The following is a 20957-nucleotide window of genomic DNA, read 5'->3' as shown; positions in this document are numbered from 1 at the left end:
AAATGATTTACCCAAACGCGATCGTTCACGGCGATAACGTTCTCACCGCACGAACACACTCAGGCGCAGGCTCAACAGCTCAGCACCGGCCCAGAACTCAGCCGGCAAGAAGAGCGGGCTGTCTGCCCGCAACCGTGAATCTACGGGCTGACAGCCGAGTGTCGGCGTGAAATGCTCAGCTACAGGGAAGCCCCGGCTTCTGAGTATCTGAATAGGAGCCGCCAGCGATCGGCTTCAACCCAGGGTAGGTCACCGAACCGTTCGCGACGAGTCGGAAATAATTGTACGGACTGGCTTTCGTGCGCTTGTACTCCACGCTCTTCTGCGTGAGAGACTGCGCACCCCAGTTCTGGTTCTTGAACGGGCCAGCGACCTTCGACCAACCCCAGGTGGTCTTCTTGTAAACAGTGGTGTTCAGCGAGAGATGGGTGACAGGCATGTTGCAGGAGATGCTCGGCTTCCCACCGATTGCACCGTAGGGGTACTTTCCACCAGACTTACGCTTCCAAACCTCTGAGTGGTACGAATTGAATTGCTGACTCGCTCACGTCGGCCCAACAAGGGAGAAGGGGAGAGCCATGGGGAAAGACCTGAGAAGTGAATCCGGCGGCATTTGGATCGTTCAGGCGCTCGGTGAAGATGAAGGTCGGATACTCGCTTTGTGTGGCTCTGTTGAAGAAGCTGAGTCGGTGACAGACGAACTCGCGGATTTCTTCTCCGACATGCGTTATGCCTTCTTCCCGTTCAACCATCGCTTTGGTCGACGAGGGAACGGGGAAGCAGTGTCGGCCGAAGACGCTTCGCACCTCAATCGCCCGCTGTAGCGCCGGTCTCGTCACATCCCGTGACCGAAAACGAGCCCGAAGCTCAGGTGGAGCCGGTGCGCGGAACACGGAACGAGCTAGGTCGCCTATCAAATGGTTCTCCTATGACCAACCGCTTCCCAACAACTCCCGCCAGGCGGGCAGTGCTTGTGCGTACTCATCCAGCTCGTGAGCGACCTTGCCGCAGCGACGGCATTGCTGGGCCTCGGACATGAAGGAGCTGCGCTGGACGATGTCCATTCACGCGTATGCGCGTGAAGCCCGTCTCACCCCGCGATCCTCCCCGCAATGAGCTGGCGGGTTGGCGGCGCCGAGTCCCCGAGTTGGACCGCGGAGCGCAATGAGTCGAGGCCGCGTGCCATCCGACCGGCGGAGTCGCAGGCGGCGATGAAGAGCGGATCACCGGCGCGCACGCGATCCCCCGGTCGCACGAGCACCTCGACGCCCGCGGCGTGATCAACCGGGTCGCCGGGGCGTGCGCGGCCCGCTCCGAGCCGCCACGCGCCGACGCCGACGGCGCGGGCGTCGACGCGCTGCACGGTGCCGTCGCGCTCGGCGCGCACCGTCTCGTGCTCGTTTGCCTCCGGCAACGAGGCGTCTGGGTCACCGCCCTGCGCGGCAATCAGACGACGCCAGGCATCCATCGCACGGCCGTCTGAGAGGGCCGGTTCCGGATCGACGTCGGCCTTGCCCGCGAGCGCGAGCATCTCCCGCGCCAGCGCCAGCGTCAGTTCCACCACGTCGCGCGGCCCGCCACCCGCGAGCACCTCCACCGACTCGCGCACCTCGTTCGCGTTTCCCACCGCGCGACCGAGCGGTGCGTCCATGTCGGTGAGCAGGGCGACCGTCTGTAGACCGGAATCGGCCCCGAGCTGCACCATTGTGGTGGCGAGCTCGCGCGCGTCGGCGACGGCGGGCAAGAATGCGCCCGATCCGAATTTCACGTCGAGTACGAGGCCACCGGCACCCTCAGCGATCTTCTTGCTCATGATGGACGAAGCAATGAGTGGCACGGCAGCGACCGTGCCCGTCACGTCGCGCAGGGCATACATCTTGCGATCCGCGGGGGCGAGACCCGACCCGGCGGCGCAGATGACCCCGCCGATGTCCGTGAGCATCGCGATCATTTCGTCGTTTGAAAGCGATGCCCGCCAGCCCGGAATCGATTCGAGTTTGTCGAGCGTGCCGCCCGTGTGCCCGAGCCCGCGCCCCGAGAGCTGTGGCACGGCGACCCCGAGCGACGCCATGAGTGGCACGAGCGGCAGCGTTATCTTGTCGCCGACACCGCCAGTCGAGTGCTTGTCGATCGCTGGGCGGCCCAGTTTCGTGAAGTCCATGCGCTCGCCGCTCGCGATCATGGCCTCGGTCATCGCGGTGATCTCGTCGCGCTCCATGCCCTGAATCACGATCGCCATGAACAGCGCGCTCATTTGTTCGGCGGCGACGACACCGCGGGTGAACGCGTCGACCACCCAGGCGATTTCTTCTCGTTCGAGCGCCCGCCCGAATCGCTTCGTGGTGATCAGATCGACGACGTCAAACGGTTCGACCGCGCGCTGCTGTTCCATGTGTTCAGGGTAAACGAGGTGTTGCGGGAGCACGAAGTGCGCCGTGAACACGAGAGGGGTGGGGCACGCACCGCGCGCCCCACCCCTCTCGTACCGCGCCCTACGCGCGCGACTCGCTCTCACGGCGTCGACGCAGCACGAGCAGCACGCCGCCCGCAAGCAGCAGTCCCACTCCGGCGATCAGCGCCGTCGCGATGCTGCCACCCGTCCACGCGAGCCCGTTCGGCTGCTCGCCCGCCGGGGTCGCGGGGCCGCCGGGCTGGCTGCCACCGGCCTCCGCGCAGACCTCGAACTGTGCTCGCGCACTCTGCCCGGTCTCCACGAGCGAAGCGGTGTTCACGAACTCCTGGCAAGCGCCAGGCTCCGTCGCCACCTCGATACCGTAATCGCGCACGTGCTCGGTGCCGGCGGCCATCCACGTGATGGTCCAGGCGGGGTCGAACTCGTAGCGATCGTCGGCGACGGTGACCGTGCGATGCTGCTCGTTGATCGAGTAGCTCACTGGCGTCTCGAGCGTGAGCGGATCAATATCTGCTCCCGTCACCGTGACGTCGTGGGAGCCCGAGAGCGTGGTGCCCGGGTCACCCGCGCAGGTGTAGGGCAGCGTCACCGTGCTGTTTGCCGCGACGACCACTCCGGTTGCCCCGTCGATCTCGCACTCCAGACCGTCAATGGTGACCGTCTCGGCGACATCCACGGTGTACGGCCGGAAGTCGTTCGGGTTCGTGATCTCAACCTGGCCCGAGAGCTCGTGCGCGGAATCAGTGAACCCACCCTCGGTGACCTTCACCGCGTATTCAGCGTCGACCTTCTCCGGCGATGTGTCGGCGGCGATGGCCTCACGGTTCGTGAGTTCCTTGTCGATGCTCCACTCGTAGTTACGCACGAGGCTCGCGGTAGCGGGATCCGCGATCTTCAGCGGCGCTTCTCGGCACAGCTGGTGCTGCGTAGCGGCGCTGATACCCAATCCGGCAATCGTCGCGGTGTTATCGACCGTGGCACAGGTGCCCGCGTCGACCGCAACATCAACCGAATAGGTTTCGCGGTGCTCAGTTCCGGCAGCACTCCAGGTCCAGGGACCGAACTCGCGCGGCGCCTGTTCTGTCGAATCGATGGCCATGATGTCTTCGGCCGTCACGGTCTTCTGGAACTCGTGGAGCTGCCAGGCCTCCTCGCGAATCTCGGCCGTGGCCGTCGCGCTGCGTTCCTCGACCAACGTACGGTCGGTCCCCGCAACGTCGCTCCGCCAGGTCACCGTCGCCGTGTTCACACCGGCGTAGGCGGGCTCAGACGTGAACGTGCAGCTGTAGGGCAGCTCGCGCGTTTCACCCGCTGCGAGCGTCACCGACGAGCCACTGGCAAACGTACAGACCGCCCCACCCCCGATGTCGGCGGCGTCGGTGACTGCCGCATCGACACTGCGGTACTGGTTCGGGTTCGAGACCGTGACCGTTCCGCTCATCGTCCAGGTTGCGTCGGCAGCGTCACCCTCGGTGACGACGACCTCGTAGTCGAGCTGCGCATGGCCGTCTGCGTCAAGCTGCGCGTCGGGGTTCAACAGCTGCTTTTCAATGCTCCAACCGTAGCTGCGCTCGAGGCCCGTAACGACGTTTTTCTCGATCGTCAGGTCGGCCGGGCGGCACGCGGTGAGCGATTCGGAAGCCGATTGCCCGGTTTCGTCGATCACCGCCGTGTTGTCGACCGTCAGGCAGTCGCCCGCTGGCACGGTCACGTCTTCCGAGTATGTCTCCGGGTGCTCGGTGCCAGCCGCGCTCCAGGTGTAGGGCCCGAAGTTGCGGTCGCTGGTCGCTGCGCCATCGATCTTGAGATCGTCGGTGACGTTCACCGTACGATTCACCTCGGTGACCGCATAGCTCGCGGCGGTCGATACGTCGACCGGCGCCAGCTGTTGCCCCGTCGCCGGGTCGATATCGTCGGCGGCGATCGTAGCCGTGAGTTCGCGATCGAGATCGGTGCCGGGGGCGCCGGTGCACTCGTACGCGAGCGTAATCACCGCTCCGGCCGCAATGGTGCGGTTCGTGCCGTTGGTCACGGTGCACGTCACGCCCGACCCGTCTGAGGCAACGGTCGCCGTGAATGTGTACTGCTTCTCCTCCGACGGGTTCGTGACAACGACGGTGCCGCCGATGCGAGCAGCCGAGTCAACGGCGTCGCCCTCGGTGGTCACCACCTCGTAATCGATGGTCGCGGCACCCGAGTCAGGATCGACTGCGAGCGCATCGCGGTTCGTCGCCCGCTTCGCGATGTCCCACCCGTACGTCCGAGTAAGTGACGCGTCAGCGCTCAGTTCACCCTGCAGGCCGGTCGCGATCACACCGGCGTCGAGGTGCGCGACATCGCTATTGCGGGGCAGCGTCAGCTGATCGACGACGCCCGTGTCGATGTTCGCGTCCGAATCGATATCAGTGTTATCGCCGACAGCCTGCTCTGTGAGACGGTACCCAAGCGCGCGCAATTCGTCCACGTCGAACACGACCTGGTAGTCGGAACTGTGCAATTGGGTGAAGTGGTACGCCCCGCTCGCGTCGGTGGTCAGCGTGCGGAATGGCGTGGTGGTGTCGCCGTCGCGGTACAGGTGCACGGGCACGTTGCGCAGCAGCGCCTCATCATCCTGGCGAATGCCGTCGGCATTGCGGTCTACCCACGCGACCCCGGCGATCGAGCTGGCGACAACGCGCACGGGGTCCGCGTCTTTCTTGCCGAGGTTGAGCGTGCGATCCAGCACTGGGTCGTAAACCGTCCCGGATGCGTCGTTGAAGTAGATGTCGTTCTTGACCTGACCATCCACCTCGAAACCGAGGTCGACCGCGCCGTAACCCTGCGTGCTCGCCGCGATATTGAGCACGGTCACACGGATCGCGGTCGGGTTCTGTGGCCACGTGCTCGGGTCACTCGGGTCCACTGTTTCCCACTGCGTGCCGGATCCAATGGTGGTCGGATCTTCGTTGGTCAGCTCGAATACGGTGTCTGCTTGGTTCGCGGAACCGATCCGCCCGATGCTCGCGAGCTTCGAGGTGCCGCTGAATTCGCTGCCACGCCCGTCAGCGTCGAACGGGAAAACGTCGACGAAGCGCCCCTGGCCGAGGCTGTAGTTGTTGTAGTTGACCCACTGGAGGCGCCACGCGGTCGGAATGTCCTCAACCTCGATCTCCGGCTCGGAGATGAGCTGCTTTGAGAAGAAGGCGGCCTGAGGTGTGCCCGCGAGCACCGTGGCGACGTCGGAGTGACGCTTCGGCGATACACCGGCCGCCACCTCGGGGTCCATGCCCGTCGACTCAATCTTTGCGGTGTTCTTCACGGTGGCGTTGTACGGTGCCGCCTGCGGCGGCAGCAGCACGCCGAGCTTCGCGGAGTAGGTAATCTGCGGCAGCACCGTGTCGGTCTGCACCGCGCCCTTCGGCGTGAAGGTCAGCACAATGCCGCTCACATCATCGGCGGTATACGGGATCCCGTCGGGGCCGAAATCAGCGGGCGTCTGGGTGACATCCCAGAAGTCATCGAGATCGCTGGTGTCGACGCTGAGCATGCCGATATCGAGCGTGTCGACTACTCGCAGATCATCGACCGAATAGGGCAGGAACGTACCCGCTCCGGCCGTCACCGTCGGCTTGATCGTGTAGTGCAGTTCGTCCTCTGGCATCGCCTGCGTCTCAGCTACGTCCTTAGCGATCCGCACCACATTGCCGATGATCTCGGTGGTCACCGTATTCTGACGGGCCGGCTTCGCCGCGAACTCGTCGGCAATCCAGCGAGTCACGGTCGGCAGCCGGTCCCCGATATTTCCCACGGCGATCATCGGCACCTGCGAGAACAGCAGCTTGTTGTTCGGGAAGTTCGCACCGAAGTTCACGCCGGTAAAGGCGCCAGCGCGGAGGAATCGGAGCCCGCTGATCTGGGCCGGATCGAGCGTTGCGCAATCGGTCCAGGTCATCGTCGGAGCCGCTCCCGAGTTTGTCCCGGTGAAGTCGGTGGTGCACTGCACGGTGTACGACGAGGCCGGGAAGGCACGAGTGTCCATCGACGGATCGCTGGCCGCAGCGCTCTGGCTGGGCGCTACGACGCCGAGCACGGCCCCGTCGATGTTGTCGAGGTCAAGGTGCTGTTTGGCGGGACTCCAGAAGTGGAAGCTCGTCACGTTCGTGAGCGACGGCTCTTCGGGAACGTAGACGGTCTCGCTCGTGAATGTGCCGTTCTTCCCAATGTAGCCCTGGTTGTTGATGTCGGCGTGGAGCGCCCACTCGCCAGCGGCGGGAGTTCGCACGACCGGCTGCGCGGTGCTGCGCCACGGGTATGCATCGACAAGGTCAGCGTCCGCGACCTTCGGGGTGAAGTAGGCAGCGCCCTGCTGGTAGCCGTATTCGACGGTCGCGCACGCGAGCGCGCGGCTCGCATTGTTGTTGTTCGGATTCGAATCAGTGATGGGGCGGCCATGCGCATCGACCCAGTTTCCTGCCGAAACGTGAGCGCTGAGCGTCGCCTGGCAGCCATACTCCTCTTCGAGCACCTTCTGCGGCGTGAAAGAGTCGATGTAGAGCACATTGCCCTGGTCCGCGAGCATCGCCTCGCACGCAGGGTTCTTCTTCATCGTGATGGTGACCGTCTGCGTCGAACTCGACGGGTAGTACTGGTTGTTGTTGTAGGGGTTTGGACCTACGAATGCCCAACATCCACCGCCAACTGGCACCTGTGTCGACGCGGTGCGGGGCAGTTGAAACGCTGATCTCGGACCCGAGAAAGCGACCGTGAAGGTGATGTTGCCGTTGGGGTCGGCGTAGCCGGTCTTCGCGAGCGAATCGGGCTGCAGCCTGACCGCCCAGCGCTGCGACCACGCGGGGCCAGCTCCCCCGGGGCCAAACTCGGCACCGCCCAGGTACACCGACGCCTGCAGAGCGGGAGAGCCAAGAGCTGACAGCGAGATGTCTGCGCTCGCGACCGAGCGCACGGTGATCTCGTCCACAGTGAGCACGTGCGATCCCGAGTCGTCCGTGAAGGTCAGCTCGGGGGTCCACGTTGACCCGTCCGCGCAGCCTTCGCCCGCCTTGGCGTGGAACGGCTGCGTGAGCACCGCACCGTTCGCGGCCTGAGACCAGGTCACGACGATGGTGTCGGCATCAGGATGCGCGACCGTGCCGCTCGTCTGCACGCCACCGAGGTTACTGAAGTTGAGGTTCGCGTCGACCGTGGTGTCCCAGACCCAGCAGCTCGGCTTGGTCAGAGTCATCGTCGCGCCGTTCACCGCGCCCGACGTTACCGCCTGAATCTCGAAGCCCACGCGATCGCGCACGGCGACGATGTCGTTGTCATTATTGGCATCAACCGGATTATTTGTGAATGAATATCCGTCGGCCACCTGATTGAAGGCCACTGAGTCGAATGTTCCTACCGCGGCCATTGCGACAGCGGGAACGCTGAACATGCCCGCGAGCAGGCCGACTGCCACGCCCGCCGCGATCGCGGCTCGTTGTGTGAGCTTCATGGGTACAGGTGTTCCTTCGGTCCGGAGGAGAAATGCGTCATCGTCACTGAGACGCGATCATGAACGTGTGAGGGGAGACAGGGGTTCGGCGGTGAATTCCGCCGAACCCCTGTCGTACTTCGATCGGGCCTGAACTAGGCCGCGCGTCGACGCAGCATGGCGCCGGCGAGCAGCGCCGCACCGAGCAGGCCGACGCCGATGCCGACGCCTGCGAGGGTGCCCTGATCGGCGCCCGTCTGCGCGAGCTGAGTCGGCGTAGACGGGTTCGTGTTCACCACGGGGTCAACAGGATCCACAGGATCAACCGGGTCCACCGGATCGACGGGATCGACCGGGTCAACGGGCTCGGTGGTCGCTGACCAGCACGCAGGCTCGTCGGCACCGAGTACGGCCATCGACTGGTAAATATCCAACGCGGGCACACCGTCAGGCGCGGTGTAGCTCGCCACCATGTCGTAGGTCCCAGCAGGAGAATCCAGAAGGTAGCCGACGAGCTCGGCATTGGTAAGCCCCGATGCATTTGCCGAACCGTTACTCACGGCGTAGCGAATGTCATTGACATCCACACCCACGGGGGTCACATCATCCGGAAGAATTCCCGCGTCGACCTCGTCGGACGGCACCTCGAAGGAGTCACGACCATAATTCGTCGGCGTGTACGTTGTGTCGCCTTCGGTGTACTTCTCTAGTCCAGCGACGCAGAATGCAGTCGAGAAATATGCCGTAGTCTCGGGCTGCGTGATCGAGAGCGGCGTGACGGCCGTCGGCGAGAGGCGCTCAGCGTCGGCCGCGGTGCCCTCCTGCAGGAAGAACTCGAGCTGGCCGGTTCCGGGAACACTTGAGGTCACAGACGCGGTGACGGTGCCGGTGATTCCCGGCGGGACATTGCCGCCGAACGCGAGGATGATCGGCGTCACATCGTCCGTGAAGGTCTCGATGGAGTTTCCATCGAGTGACGCAGCCATCGCGTTCATCGCGTCTACCTGAGCCGCGTACGCAGCGCAGTCGCTTCCGGTGACGGTGCTGTCGCATCCGAAGCGGAACGTGTAGGTCGCTTCTGACGAGGCCGTGAAGTCGCCCGTGTAGGTCAGCACCGGAATCGGGAACGCGACGGAATCACTTTCGATCGTGTACTTGACCTGCATGTCGTCGCGGGTCTGCCCAACGCGGCCGTGCACGGTGTAGCTGCCATCAATCGGAGCGTTAACGTTGTTCTGCGTTGAGTACACCACGGAGATGTCGGTCTCGGCAGCGTTTGCGGCCGGCGCGAACAGCAACGGCGTCAGCGCGATGAGCGCGATGCCCGGAACTGCGGCGATCTTCAATCGTCGTTTCATATCTCTTTTCCTTCGTTGTTATTCGAGGTTCGTGGGTGGCCGGGGTGACTCGCACCCCGGCCACTGAGCGGGCGGATCCGGCCGGATCAGGCCGTGCGGCGGTTGCGTCGTGCGAGCAGCACACCGGCGCCCGATGCGAGGAGCAGTGCGCCGCCCAGCGCGATACCGATCACGCCGGACTGGCCGGTGACGGCGAGCCCTGAAGTGCCGGTGGCAGCTGGCGGTGTTGTGGGGGTTGCGGGGCCAGTCGGATCAGTCGGGTCGGTCGGATCCGTCGGATCCGTCGGGTCCGTGGGATCGGTCGGATCGGTCTTCGTGTCGCCGAAGCCGAACCAGACTGCGTCTGCAGACAGGTCGCCGCCGAGCAGACTCTCGGTGCCCGCCACCTCGACATCGTTGCGATACGCACCCTTGGCGATGTCGCCCGATGCCGCGTAGGTCACACTCGCGCCCGGCTCGAGCGTGCCCGAGAAGTCCGCTGGTGCGGCAATTGTGCCGAGCACGCTGTCAACCACTGACGAAAGCGCCACCGCGGTGTTGCCCGTGTTCGTCACTTCGTAGGTGAACTCAACCGCCGAACCGGCGGCCACGTGGAGCGGTGCCGTCTCGAGCGGAGCCTGCACACCAGCGCCCGTCTTTACGACGCTGAGCCCCGAGGTGACTCCGAAGCCGAACCAGTCGTCGGTCTCAGAGTGAGCATCACCGACGGCGTCGACGCCTGAAGCCGTTGCGACGTTGGTGTAGTCACCCGCCGCGATCGGACCGGTCGCCGTGAAGATGACCTGCTCGCCGGCATCGAGGGTGCCGTCGAATCCGCTCGGGGCCGTTGCTGCACCGATGCGATCATCGGTCACACCAACGGCCGTCATGGGAGCGTTGCTCTCGTTCGTCACGGTGTAGGTGAACGGTACGTCGGTTCCTGCTGTGACAGCGTGCGCGTCATCTGCACTGTCGTTGCTAACACTGTCGCCCGTCTTCACGACGGTGAGACCACCGGTCTCACCGAAGCCGTACCAGGTGTCGGTTGCCGTCTCCTGGTCAGCCGTCGTGACGGTCACGGTGTTCTCGTACGCGCCCGCCCCAACCGCGCCGGATGCGGTGTACACAACCGACTCATTCGCCGCGAGCGTGCCATCAAATCCAGCCGGTGCGGTCAGCCTTCCAATCACGCTGTCCACGACGCTACTGACTGTGACCTCGGCATTGCCGGTGTTCGTCACGGTGTATTCAAAATCAACGGTTGCGTCAGCCGACGTGTAGAACGGTGCTGCCGAAGAAGCCGTGGCAACTCCATTGCCGGTCTTCACGACGGTGAGCCCCTCGGTGATACCGAAGCCGTGCCACTCATCTTCGGCGGCGAGCGTCTCCCCCGCTGAGGTCGCGGTCGCATCGACGGTGTTGACGTACGCACCGGCGGCCACCGGCCCGGAGGCGGTGAAGGTCGCAGACGCGCCCGGCGCGAGCGTTCCGTCGAATCCAACGGGAGCGACCACCTGGGTCACCGCTCCGAGCTGGCTATCGTCGAGCGCAACGTCGGTGGCGACAACGTTTCCGGTGTTCGTGACCGTGTAGTTGAACACGACATCGGCACCTGCTGCAACGTCAACCGCGTCGGCCTCGGTCTGTGCAACCTCGCCGTTGCCGGTCTTCGCCACCTCAAGGCCGGTCGTGTATCCGAAGCCATACCAGGTGTCGTTGGCCGTGACGGCCTGCCCCTCAGACTCGCCCGTCGCCGTGGCGGTGTTCTGGTACTGACCTGCCGCAACGGGGCCGGACGCCGTGAAGGTGACGCTTTCACCGCCCGCGAGCGTGCCGGAGAAGTTTGCGGGATCGACCACGGTCGTCACATCGCCGAGCACGCTGTCGTTGAGCTCGATATCGGTGACGTCGGCTTCGCCCTCATTCGTGATCGTGTAGCTGAATTCGACATCGCTACCGGCCGCGACCTGCAGTGCGTCGCTCGCGGTGTCGGTCGTGACACCATTGCCCGACTTGACGACGGAGATTTCTGACGGCTGCAGCGCCAGCGGCGTTACCGCCCAATCACCGTTGCCAGCCTCATTCCATGCCGAAACACGGAACTGGTAATCAGACGCGGGGTTCAGCCCGGTGACCGTCGCAGTCGCGTCGGTGTTCGTCGCAGTGTTCACGACGCTCCAGGAGGCGCCGCCATCGGTCGACTGCTCCACGACGTAGTCGCGCACAGGCAGTTGCCCGTCACCGGTGACCCCGGTCGCCAGAGCATCCCAGCTCAGCGTCGCCTCGGTCTTCGCCGCCGATGTGTACGTGCCCGTGAGCCCGGTGATCGCGTCGGGCGTCCGAGCGAAGATCTCAACACGGGTCGATGCTGTGCCCTCTGAGACGGTCACGTACATGAACCCGCGCTGATCGAAGGCGATGCCGCGCACCGTCTGCACCTGGCCGTTGGTCGTGCCCGCACCGTAGGCCGAGAACGAACCCTTCGGCGTGCCGTCGGCCGCAAACACACGCAACACGCCTGAGCGCTGACCGACGTAGATATCACCGGTGAGCGGATCAACCTGGATCGCGAAGGTGACGGCCGGAGACGAGCTCGAGCCGCCGTCGCCGTTCGCGAGCGTGCCGAGACCGATGCGCTGCACAACGGTGCAGCGATCCCGCGATGAACCGGTCGGGTTTCCGATGGGCTCGCTCGTGCACGAGTCGAGGTCGATGCGTTCGATGAAGCTCTGCTGGCCCGCGCCCGGATCGATGTAGCCCACGAGCGCGTCGTTGCCGGGCGTCGTCGGATCAGCAGCGACCGCGTAGGGCGAGCGATAGCCGGCGTCGCCGGCGTACGCAGTGCCCGGAGCCTGATTGAGGTAGATGTTGCGCACGAACGTGCCGGCGTCGGTGTACTCCTTCAGAAGCTCGGGAGTCTGGCTCGTGACGAGCATATTGCCATTGTCTTGGCGTGCTACGCCAACGTTGAAGTCGAGCGACTGAGGGTCATAGCGGTTCGTCCAGCCCGTTCCCGAAGCCCACGTGGCCTGGCCGAATGAGGCTCCCTCCGTAGCGTCGGCGTTGACGAGCCGCACCGCTTTCTTCGTGTTTGCGAAGCCAGCTGCCGCGTAATCGGAGTCCATCACCCAGGCCGTACCCGTGTTGCTCACCGCGACACCGCGGGCGCCGGCGAACTCGCCGTTCGGGAGCGTAGACCCCGTCAGCACGGTCGCGTTGGCGCGCGACTGGTAGTTCGCGCCAATGCCACCGTTCGCGTTGTTCGCGGGAGCTGCAGCATAGGCACCGTTGCCCTGATACTGGCCGACGCTCCAATCCGTGCCCGTGGCGTCATACTTCATGACGCGCGAGTCACCGATGTAACACGAAGTGCCCATGACGACACCACCCTGGAACGAGCAGAGCGTGACGGCGAGCGAGCCGTATCCGATCTTCGCGCTGTCAGCCACCCAGAGGCTGCCATCAACGGGGCTGATGGCTGTGCCGTAAGAGAACACTGAACCCGAGACGCGAGTCTTCACGTCGCCGGCATACCCCCACAAGCCGGTGCCACGCGCCTTGCCCGCGGTCTGGGCAACACTCGTCACCCCCGTCGGAGTAGAGCTCACGCTCGGCGAATTAATGGTCGCCTGCGCTGCAGGAGCGACAGCGACTGCGCCTCCCAGAGCGAGGGCAAATCCGAGGGTCGCCGCAGCGACTCGACCATACGTCGATTGACGTCGGTGTGCTGGTTGACGGCTTCGTCGCATCGATCTGCTCCAGGTGCGTAATTGAGTTGGGTGACTATGTAAATAAGTTGCTCGGCCCCCACCCCGGGTACAAAAGGGGGGAAAGGGCAAGGGCCGAGCTCGCACAGTAAACGGCGAATCGTCCATTTCGTGACGCGCGGATTTAAAAAAAGTTTTATCGGGGTCCAAATTCCAATGTTCGGCGTGTAGCAGAAAAGAGCGCATACTAGTTCTAAGGGGGATTGCCGCGGTGGGACGCGGCGAGTTCGGGTTCTCGTTTTTTTGGGGGCCCGATTAGAAGAGGAAGACGGAAGAGGAAGACGGATGCCCCGTTCAGCGCACCCCGAACTTTCCGATGCGGAATTGCTTGACGCGACCCGTGCCGGAGACACAGCTGCGTTCGCAGTGCTGTGGGAGCGGCACAGTCGCGCCGGGTTGACCGCTGCCCGACACCTGGGTTCACCCTCGCACGCCGAAGACATTGTCTCCGAGGCCTATCTCCGCATTCTCGAACTCGTGATTGATGGACGTGGGCCGCACGGTGCCTTCCGCCCTTACCTGTATCGCACGGTGCAGACCATCGCCGCAGACCACTGGCGCAATCCCGAAGACACAAGCGACACGCTCGACCAGGTCCCCGACCTCACGGAGGCGGGCCCCTGGGAAGACGGTGCGTTCGATCGCAACGCCGCCGCGCGCGCCTTCGAATCGTTGAACGAGCGCTGGCAGTCGGTGCTCTGGTACACCGAAGTCGAGGGCATGCCACCCCGCGAAGTCGCGAAACTTCTCGGCCTCTCGGCGAACGGCGTTTCTGCTCTCGCGAAGCGCGCCCGCGAAGCACTGCAGTCGGCCTGGGTTGAGGCGCACGTCGATCGTGAACTCAGCGACGTCGATTGCCGCGTAACACTCGAAAACCTGCAGCGGTACCAGCGTGGCAAGCTGACCGCTGCCGCGAGCCGCGATGTGAAGGCGCACCTCGAAATCTGTGAGGACTGCGCACGCGCGGCCAAGGAGTACGCGGTACTCAACCGCCAACTCGCACTTACGCTCGTCGGCATCTTGCTCGGCGGCGGGTCAGCCTTCAGCTTTCTCGGAAACTTTGGCGCTGCCGCGCCCGCATCTGCTGCGACGCTCGCTGGCGGAGCGGCCGGCGCCTCGAGTGGCGGCACGACAACCGGAGCCGCAGCAGCTGGCGGCAGCACGGCTGTCGCGGCGACCGGGGGTGTGCTCGGCGGCGTCTCTGCAACCCTGCTCATCGCCGCAGCGTCGGCCGCAGCGCTCGTCATCGGCGGCGGCGCAATCTGGATGTCGCAATCGGGCAGCGCTCCGGCTGAGACGCCTGCGGTAGCGGCCGAACCGCTCGTCACGCCGACCACTCAAGCTGACGACACACCAGCGGACAAGCGAACTAGCGAGCGCACCCCAGAACCGAAGACCCCCAAAGAAACGATCGACGACAACGAGAGCACGGTCGACGTGCCGAGCACCGCCGTCGATGAGCCGGGGAACGGCACTACGGGCGGCACCGTTGGCACTGGCGGCACCGGAGTTTCCGCAGATGCTGCGGCCTCGGCCGCTGGCTCAGCTGACGGCTCTTCTCACGCAGCAGAAGCGAGTGCCAACGCGACTGCTGGTTCTGTCGCCGATGCGAGCACTTCCGTCGCGGGAGCTACGACGTCCAGCGATTCCGGAGCGAGCGGTGCCACTAGCGCGACGGCAAGCAGCGCTGGCACAGCCGCGAATGCTGCCGCTTCAACTGCTGCCGACAATACCTCGGCAGACAGCAATACCGCCGCAGACAGCGGTGCGACTGCCGATGCTGACGGCACCACTCCCGACGACGGAGACCCGGCGCTCGCCCCCGAATTCCTCAACAATTGGACGCGCTGCACGAGTGATGGCGTTTTTATTGCCGGCACCTCAGAGCCAAATGGCTCGGTTGTGAGTCGCGTCACTATCAATGGCAATGCGCCAGTGGAGCTCGCCGAGCGGATGGAGACACAGGGTCGGTTCTGGTGGTCGTCAACGTACGTCAATGATCAAATCCACTGGGATGCCACCGACAGCGTCGTGATCGAAGTCCGTTACATCCGCAATGCCAGCGACACTTACTCCACGTGGACCCAAGTGCCCTTTGCCGCCGACCCGTACTTCGACCTCACAGGCTCCAACGATTTCTGTGCTCCGCTGGTGGGAGCCCCAGCTCAGGACTAAGCCCGGTCGCGATCCACGACGAGGTCAGCAGCAGGGTGCGGCAAATCAGGTTGAACCAGAGCAGCAGGCCGACAAACACGGCGAAGGTCGCGAGCAACGGGTTACTTGACTCACCGCTGATCAGCACACCGCCGAGCACCTTCAACCCGAGCAACACAAGCGCGCCGAGTCCGCACCCGATGATCAGCCGCCATCGTGGCACGATGACCTCGGCCAGGAATCTGTGCATTGCGAGCAGGAGAAGCACGTCGAATACATACACCGCTGCATAGCGCAATATAGTTCCGAGCGTGCCAAAGAACCAGTTGTCCGCATCCGCTCCGACCCAGCCCAAGAACTGATCGGCGACGGTTGAACTCAGCACGGTGAGAGCGGCCGACACGAAGATAGCGACGAAGAACACGATGGCGAGCACGAAGTCTCGCAGCTTCAAGAGCACAGGATTCCGATAGAGACGCACCTCCAAACCAAAGATGATCCGGATCGATCTGCGCGTTCCCGTGAACCAGTTGAGTGCAACCCAAAGCAGCACCGCGCCAGCGACGAGACTCGACCAGTTGAACGCTCGCGCGCTCATCAGTGCGCTGATCGGCACCGCACCACCGGGACCCACGAGCCCCGGGATAAACAGGTTGATCTGGGTGACCACAGACTCGAGGAGTTCCGGTCGATCTCGCAGCACAATGCCGAAAATTCCAGAACCGAGCCACAGTGCGGCAAATACGGCGAACAGTGCTTGATAACTCATGCCGCCGGCGAGTACGACACCGCCGACATCTGAGAAGTGCATATACGTGCGCACGGGGCGTAGCCGCTGAGCCCAGCCCCATCGTTCCCGGCCCCGCTCGACGACCTCTGAAACACGCGACGCCCCGGATCCCTCCGCGTGAGCGGAGGCATCCCGGGGCGTCGTCATGCAGTAACTGTATCCGAGGTGAGACCTCGGAGCGCTACGCGGTCTTACCGGTGCGGATTGCGGCCTTGACCTCGGCGATTGCCTTGGTGACCTGAATACCGCGCGGGCAGGCGTCCGTGCAGTTGAAGGTGGTGCGGCAGCGCCACACGCCCTCGGTGTCGTTCAGAATGTCGAGGCGGACCTCGGCGTTCTCGTCGCGCGAATCAAAAATGAAGCGGTGAGCATTCACGATCGCGGCCGGGCCGAAGTACTGGCCATCGGTCCAGAACACGGGGCAGCTGGTCGTGCACGCTGCGCACAGAATGCACTTCGTGGTGTCGTCGAAGCGTTCGCGATCCTCAATCGTCTGAATGCGCTCCTTGCCACCGGCCGGAGCCGAGCTCGAAACCAGGAACGGCTGCACCTCGCGGTAAGCGGCGAAGAACGGCTCCATGTCGACGATGAGGTCCTTTTCAAGGGGCAGGCCCTTGATGGCTTCTACGTAGATCGGCTTCGAAATATCGAGGTCCTTGATCAGCGTCTTGCACGCGAGACGGTTGCGACCGTTAATGCGCATCGCATCCGAGCCACAAATGCCGTGCGCGCAGGAGCGGCGGAACGAGAGCGTGCCGTCCTGATCCCACTTGATGCGGTGCAGCGCGTCAAGAATACGGTCGGTCGGGTACATCTCAACGTCGAAGTCTTCCCAGAACGCCTCGCGGCCCGACTCGGGGTCAAAGCGACGAATGAGCAGCGTGACGGTGAAGGGCTTCGGCGCTTCGGGAGCTTCAGAGGTCGGAGCCTCAGCGGTTGCAATGCTCATGAGCTAGTACTTCCTCTCCAGCGGCGGGTATCGCAACTCGCCCTGCTCGTTCTTCGTCACGACGACGGGCTTCCAGTCCAAGCGGATGTGGTCATCGGGATCTGCGGAGTGCGGGTCGCCTGAGAGATACGCCATCGTGTGCTGCATGTAGTTCTCGTCATCGCGATTCGGGTAGTCGTCTCGCATGTGGCCGCCGCGGCTCTCCTTGCGGTTGCGCGCCGTAAAGGTGAGCACCTCTGCGAGATCGAGCAGGAACCCGAGCTCGATCGCCTCGAGCAGGTCGGTGTTGTACCGCTTGCCGCGATCCTGCACGCCCACGTTGAGGTAGCGCACGCGCAGGTCGTGGATCACCCGAAGTACCTCGGTGAGCGACTCCTCGGTGCGGAACACCTGAGCGCCACGATCCATCGCTTCCTGCAGTTCGCGGCGCAGGTCTGCGACGCGCTCGGTGCCGGTACCGTTGCGGAAGCCTTCGACCATGTCGCGGACCATCTTCGCGGGATCCTCGGGCAGCGGCACGAACTCAGCGGTTGCCGCGTAGTCGGCCGCATTGTTTCCTGAGCGCTTGCCAAACACGTTGATGTCGAGCAGCGAGTTCGTTCCGAGACGGTTCGAGCCGTGCACCGATACACACGCGCACTCGCCCGCCGCGTACAGGCCGGGGACGACGGTCGTATTGTCCGAGAGCACCTCGGCATCGTTGTTCGTCGGGATGCCGCCCATTGCGTAGTGCGCGGTCGGGAACACGGGAACGGGCTCGGTCACCGGATCGACGCCCAGGTAGGTGCGCGCGAACTCGGTGATGTCGGGGAGCTTCGTCTCGAGCACCTCGGCGCCCAGGTGGGTGCAGTCGAGGTACACGTAGTCCTTGTGCGGGCCGGCGCCGCGGCCGTCGAGCACCTCTTGCACCATTGAACGGGCCACGATGTCGCGCGGCGCGAGGTCCTTAATGGTCGGGGCGTAGCGCTCCATGAAACGCTCACCCGACGCATTACGCAGGATCGCGCCCTCACCGCGGGCGCCCTCCGTGAGCAGAATGCCGAGACCGGCAAGACCGGTCGGGTGGAACTGGTAGAACTCCATGTCTTCGAGCGGCAGGCGCTGACGCCACACGATGCCGACGCCGTCACCGGTGAGGGTGTGCGCGTTCGACGTCGTCTTGAAGATCTTGCCAAAACCACCCGTGGCGAACACGATCGACTTCGCCTGGAAGACGTGCAGATCGCCGGTCGAGAGCTCGTAGGCCACGACACCGGAGGGCTTGCGCACGCCATCAACCTCGGTCATCACGAGGTCGAGCACGTAGTACTCGTTGAAGAAGTTCACACCGAGCTTCACGCAGTTCTGGAACAGCGTCTGCAGAATCATGTGGCCGGTGCGGTCGGCGGCGTAGCAGGCACGGCGCACTGCGGCCTTGCCGTGGTCACGTGTGTGCCCGCCGAAACGGCGCTGATCGATCTTGCCCTCGGGCGTGCGGTTGAACGGCAGGCCCATGTTCTCGAGGTCGATCACCGCGTCGATGGCCTCACGAGCGAGGATCTCGGCCGCGTCTTGGTCGACGAGGTAGTCGCCTCCCTTGACGGTGTCGAACGTGTGCCACTCCCAGTTGTCTTCCTCGACGTTCGCGAGCGCAGCAGCCATGCCGCCCTGTGCCGCACCCGTGTGGGAACGCGTCGGATAAAGCTTCGTGATGACCGCGGTCTTGGCCTTCGGGCCAGCCTCGATCGCCGCGCGCATGCCCGCGCCGCCGGCGCCGACGATCACAACGTCGAACTGGTGATAGGTGACGCCGTCCTTGACGGTCACGTCCTCGCCCTGATGGGTGTCTGTAGTCACGTGAATCCTATTCTTCGTTTCGAAATCCGGTGCTGCGCGCTGGAGCTACGGGGTTGGGCAGAACGAGGCGACGAGCGCCGGGTCTGCACCCGCGGGGCAGGGGTCGAGCGTGTAGATCACGAAGGTGCCGAGCAGGATGAGAAGGGCGGCGGAGAGAAACAGCGCAACCTTGAAACCCTTGGCCAGGCCCGGGCGAACGACGTAATCGTTCACGATGGTGCGCATACCGTTCGCGCCGTGAATGAGTGCGAGCCAGAGGAGCAGGGTGTCCCACACCTTCCAGAACGGCTGCGACAGCTTGCCGCCGACGAAGCCGAAGTCGATGGCGTGCACGCCGTCACCGATCATCAGGTTCGAGAAGAGGTGGCCGAATACCAGCACGATGAGCAGCACGCCCGAGACGCGCATGTAGACCCAGCCCCACTTTTCCCAGTTGGTGCGCTTCTTCGCCGGCGTCTGTGCGCGCGGAGCATCAATCGTCAATGACATGTCTTATCTCCTCGCGCTCAGTGACCGAATACGTTCATCAGGTGGCGCGGCAGGAAGCCGGCCATCGTGACGACCCACAGCGCCATGACGACCCAGAACATCGTGCGCTGGTACTTCGCGCCCTTGCTCCAGTAATCGACCAGGATGATGCGGACGCCGTTGTAGGCGTGGAACACGATGGCCGCGACAAGCACGCCCTCGCCCAGGCCCATCACCGGAGTCTTGTAGGTACTCATGACGGCGTTGTACGCCTCGGGGCTGACACGCACGAGGGCGGTGTCGAGCACGTGCACAAGCAGGAAGAAGAAAATGGAGACTCCCGTGATGCGGTGCAGCACCCAGGACCACATTCCCTCGTTACCGCGGTAGAGGGTTCCGCCTGGGCGAACCTTCTTCCTGGCCACGGGTGCGGCTGCTGCCGTTTGGGCTGTCACGGGCTTCCTCCTTCGTCGGGCTTCGCCGAGAGTCACCCGGCGGCTGACATAGCCATCTCGCCACGCGCGGGTTTCCCCGTCACAGAGCATGGCTGAGAATCCACTGCGCATCTATTATGACACCATTCGTCGGTGCCTCTCGTACACGCCTGAGCGCGAGGGTTCTCGCCGAGCACGAGGGAATATTCGCGGACGAATCCCTCACGTTCGGCAAGAACCCTCGCGCTCAGCGGGGTTGGGTGGGCGGGGGCGGGTGGGGCGGGCGGTCGGGGCGGGGGCGGGGCGGGGCGGGCGGTTAGACCAGGGCCGGGATTGATGCTCGCTCGATCACTCGTGCGAGGTCGGCTCGGTCGGCCGGTGTGAGCTCCTGGAGCGGCGCCCGTACCGGGCCACCCGTGCGGCCGACCGCGTCGAGGCCCGCCTTGACAATCGAGACGGCGTAGCCGGGAACACGGTTGCGCACCTCGAGGTACGGGTGCACGAACTCGCGCAGCGCCGTAAACACCGCCGCGTGATCCCGTCGGCGCACAGCGTTGTAGAAGTCGATCGCGAAGTCGGGCACGAAGTTGAACATCGCAGACGAGTACGTCGTCACCCCGAGTTCGAGGTACGGCAGGGCGAACGTTTCGGCCGTTGGCAGCCCGCCGACGTATGTCAGTCGGTCCCCCAGCGTCGAGTAGATGTGCGTCATTTGCTCGATCGACCCCACACCGTCTTTGAAGCCGATGAAGTTGGGCAGGCGGTCAGCCAGGCGCACGAGCGTCTCGGCCGAGTACTGCGCGTTCGCGCGGTGGTACACGATGACGCCGAGATTCGTCGCCCGGCAGACCGCCTCGACGTACGCGGCGAGGCCTTCTTGCCCGGCCTCGGTGAGGTACGGCGGAAAGAGCAGAATGCCGTCGCCGCCCGCAGCCTCAACCGCGCGCGCCTGGGCCACGGCGGCACGAACCGACCCACCGGCTGGGCCAAGCACGGCCGTGCGCCCGCCGACCTGCTGCACTGCCGCGGCGACGACCCGCGACACCTCGTCAAGCGTCAGCGAGAAGTACTCACCCGTTCCGCCCGCCGCGAAGAGACCGGCGACCGGGTAGGCGCTCAGCCATTCGATGTGCTCGCGGTAGGTCTCTTCCGCGAATTCCTGCTCGGCGTCGAAGTGGGTTACAGGGAATGAGAGCAGCCCCGAGCCGATCTGACTCGCGAGTGCAGCTGGTTCCAAATTGGGCACGACGTTCAACCTCCAGTGAATATATGAAACGCACCATTGAGACGGGGCGATCGGGATTCTGTGAATCCGATAGCTTCACGCTAGGTTCGGAGGTAGATACCTGTCCAA

Annotated in this window: 13 protein-coding genes; 2 read left to right on the top strand and 11 right to left on the bottom strand. The window is 64.3% G+C overall.

Features of this window, described 5'->3' with window-relative positions:
- Positions 1-175 precede the first annotated feature (175 nt).
- A complete protein-coding gene (locus tag ACFWHR_RS03100) occupies positions 176-439 on the bottom strand; it encodes a hypothetical protein (RefSeq protein WP_382446804.1) in 264 nt (87 codons plus the stop codon).
- Positions 440-578: 139 nt separating this feature from the next.
- On the opposite strand from ACFWHR_RS03100, the gene ACFWHR_RS03095 reads away from it, so the two are divergent.
- Positions 579-824 carry a hypothetical protein gene (locus ACFWHR_RS03095; RefSeq protein WP_382446803.1) on the top strand — a complete coding sequence of 82 codons (246 nt, stop codon included), beginning with the start codon at positions 579-581 and terminating at the stop codon, positions 822-824.
- A 266-nt stretch (positions 825-1090) separates the two neighbouring features.
- Here ACFWHR_RS03095 and ACFWHR_RS03090 read toward each other — a convergent pair whose 3' ends face one another.
- From ACFWHR_RS03090 to ACFWHR_RS03075, 4 genes are all read right to left on the bottom strand, one after another.
- Positions 1091-2392, bottom strand: a complete 1302-nt coding sequence (locus tag ACFWHR_RS03090; RefSeq protein WP_382446802.1) for a thymidine phosphorylase — start codon at positions 2390-2392, stop codon at positions 1091-1093.
- A 100-nt stretch (positions 2393-2492) separates the two neighbouring features.
- A complete protein-coding gene (locus ACFWHR_RS03085; RefSeq protein ID WP_382446801.1) occupies positions 2493-7889 on the bottom strand; it encodes an SdrD B-like domain-containing protein in 5397 nt (1798 codons plus the stop codon).
- Positions 7890-8023: 134 nt separating this feature from the next.
- The gene (locus ACFWHR_RS03080) at positions 8024-9226 is read right to left on the bottom strand and encodes a hypothetical protein (RefSeq protein ID WP_382446800.1); all 1203 of its coding nucleotides are present in this window, start codon (positions 9224-9226) and stop codon (positions 8024-8026) included.
- Between the two features lie 86 nt (positions 9227-9312).
- The gene (locus tag ACFWHR_RS03075; RefSeq protein WP_382446799.1) at positions 9313-12792 is read right to left on the bottom strand and encodes a fibronectin type III domain-containing protein; all 3480 of its coding nucleotides are present in this window, start codon (positions 12790-12792) and stop codon (positions 9313-9315) included.
- Positions 12793-13257: 465 nt separating this feature from the next.
- Here ACFWHR_RS03075 and ACFWHR_RS03070 point away from each other — a divergent pair, with 465 nt between their 5' ends.
- Positions 13258-15147, top strand: coding sequence for a sigma-70 family RNA polymerase sigma factor (locus tag ACFWHR_RS03070; RefSeq protein WP_382446798.1), 1890 nt, complete (start codon positions 13258-13260; stop codon positions 15145-15147).
- Here the strand turns inward: ACFWHR_RS03070 and ACFWHR_RS03065 are convergent.
- The 6 genes from ACFWHR_RS03065 to kdgD all read right to left on the bottom strand — a co-directional run bounded on the left by ACFWHR_RS03065 (position 15092) and on the right by kdgD (position 20849).
- Positions 15092-16063: a YihY/virulence factor BrkB family protein gene (locus ACFWHR_RS03065; RefSeq protein ID WP_382446797.1), complete on the bottom strand. Its 972-nt coding sequence runs from the start codon at positions 16061-16063 to the stop codon at positions 15092-15094. The genes ACFWHR_RS03070 and ACFWHR_RS03065 overlap by 56 nt on opposite strands.
- 34 nt (positions 16064-16097) lie before the next feature.
- Positions 16098-16865: a succinate dehydrogenase iron-sulfur subunit gene (locus tag ACFWHR_RS03060; RefSeq protein ID WP_382446796.1), complete on the bottom strand. Its 768-nt coding sequence runs from the start codon at positions 16863-16865 to the stop codon at positions 16098-16100.
- A gap of 3 nt (positions 16866-16868) precedes the next feature.
- A complete protein-coding gene (gene sdhA, locus ACFWHR_RS03055) occupies positions 16869-18701 on the bottom strand; it encodes a succinate dehydrogenase flavoprotein subunit (RefSeq protein WP_382446795.1) in 1833 nt (610 codons plus the stop codon).
- Positions 18702-18746: 45 nt separating this feature from the next.
- A complete protein-coding gene (locus ACFWHR_RS03050) occupies positions 18747-19190 on the bottom strand; it encodes a succinate dehydrogenase hydrophobic membrane anchor subunit (RefSeq protein WP_382446794.1) in 444 nt (147 codons plus the stop codon).
- A gap of 17 nt (positions 19191-19207) precedes the next feature.
- Positions 19208-19624, bottom strand: coding sequence for a succinate dehydrogenase, cytochrome b556 subunit (gene sdhC / locus ACFWHR_RS03045; protein ID WP_382446793.1), 417 nt, complete (start codon positions 19622-19624; stop codon positions 19208-19210).
- Positions 19625-19919: 295 nt separating this feature from the next.
- Positions 19920-20849, bottom strand: a complete 930-nt coding sequence (kdgD, locus tag ACFWHR_RS03040; RefSeq protein WP_382446792.1) for a 5-dehydro-4-deoxyglucarate dehydratase — start codon at positions 20847-20849, stop codon at positions 19920-19922.
- Positions 20850-20957 lie beyond the last annotated feature (108 nt).

Origin of the sequence: Leucobacter sp. NPDC058333 (assembly GCF_042726155.1) — a bacterium.
In the GTDB taxonomy this organism is placed as follows: Bacteria; Actinomycetota; Actinomycetes; order Actinomycetales; family Microbacteriaceae; genus Leucobacter.
Note: the sequence above shows the minus strand (reverse complement) of the source record. Positions and strands in the feature narration are given on the sequence as shown.

Bases quoted from the DNA above. Each gene is read 5' to 3' on its own strand.
- ACFWHR_RS03100 (WP_382446804.1), bottom strand. From the start codon at position 439: ATGCCTGTCACCCATCTCTCGCTGAACACCACTGTTTACAAGAAGACC.
- ACFWHR_RS03095 (WP_382446803.1), top strand. From the start codon at position 579: ATGGGGAAAGACCTGAGAAGTGAATCCGGCGGCATTTGGATCGTTCAG.
- ACFWHR_RS03090 (WP_382446802.1), bottom strand. From the start codon at position 2,392: ATGGAACAGCAGCGCGCGGTCGAACCGTTTGACGTCGTCGATCTGATC.
- ACFWHR_RS03085 (WP_382446801.1), bottom strand. From the start codon at position 7,889: ATGAAGCTCACACAACGAGCCGCGATCGCGGCGGGCGTGGCAGTCGGC.
- ACFWHR_RS03080 (WP_382446800.1), bottom strand. From the start codon at position 9,226: ATGAAACGACGATTGAAGATCGCCGCAGTTCCGGGCATCGCGCTCATC.
- ACFWHR_RS03070 (WP_382446798.1), top strand. From the start codon at position 13,258: ATGCCCCGTTCAGCGCACCCCGAACTTTCCGATGCGGAATTGCTTGAC.
- ACFWHR_RS03065 (WP_382446797.1), bottom strand. From the start codon at position 16,063: ATGACGACGCCCCGGGATGCCTCCGCTCACGCGGAGGGATCCGGGGCG.
- ACFWHR_RS03060 (WP_382446796.1), bottom strand. From the start codon at position 16,865: ATGAGCATTGCAACCGCTGAGGCTCCGACCTCTGAAGCTCCCGAAGCG.
- ACFWHR_RS03050 (WP_382446794.1), bottom strand. From the start codon at position 19,190: ATGTCATTGACGATTGATGCTCCGCGCGCACAGACGCCGGCGAAGAAG.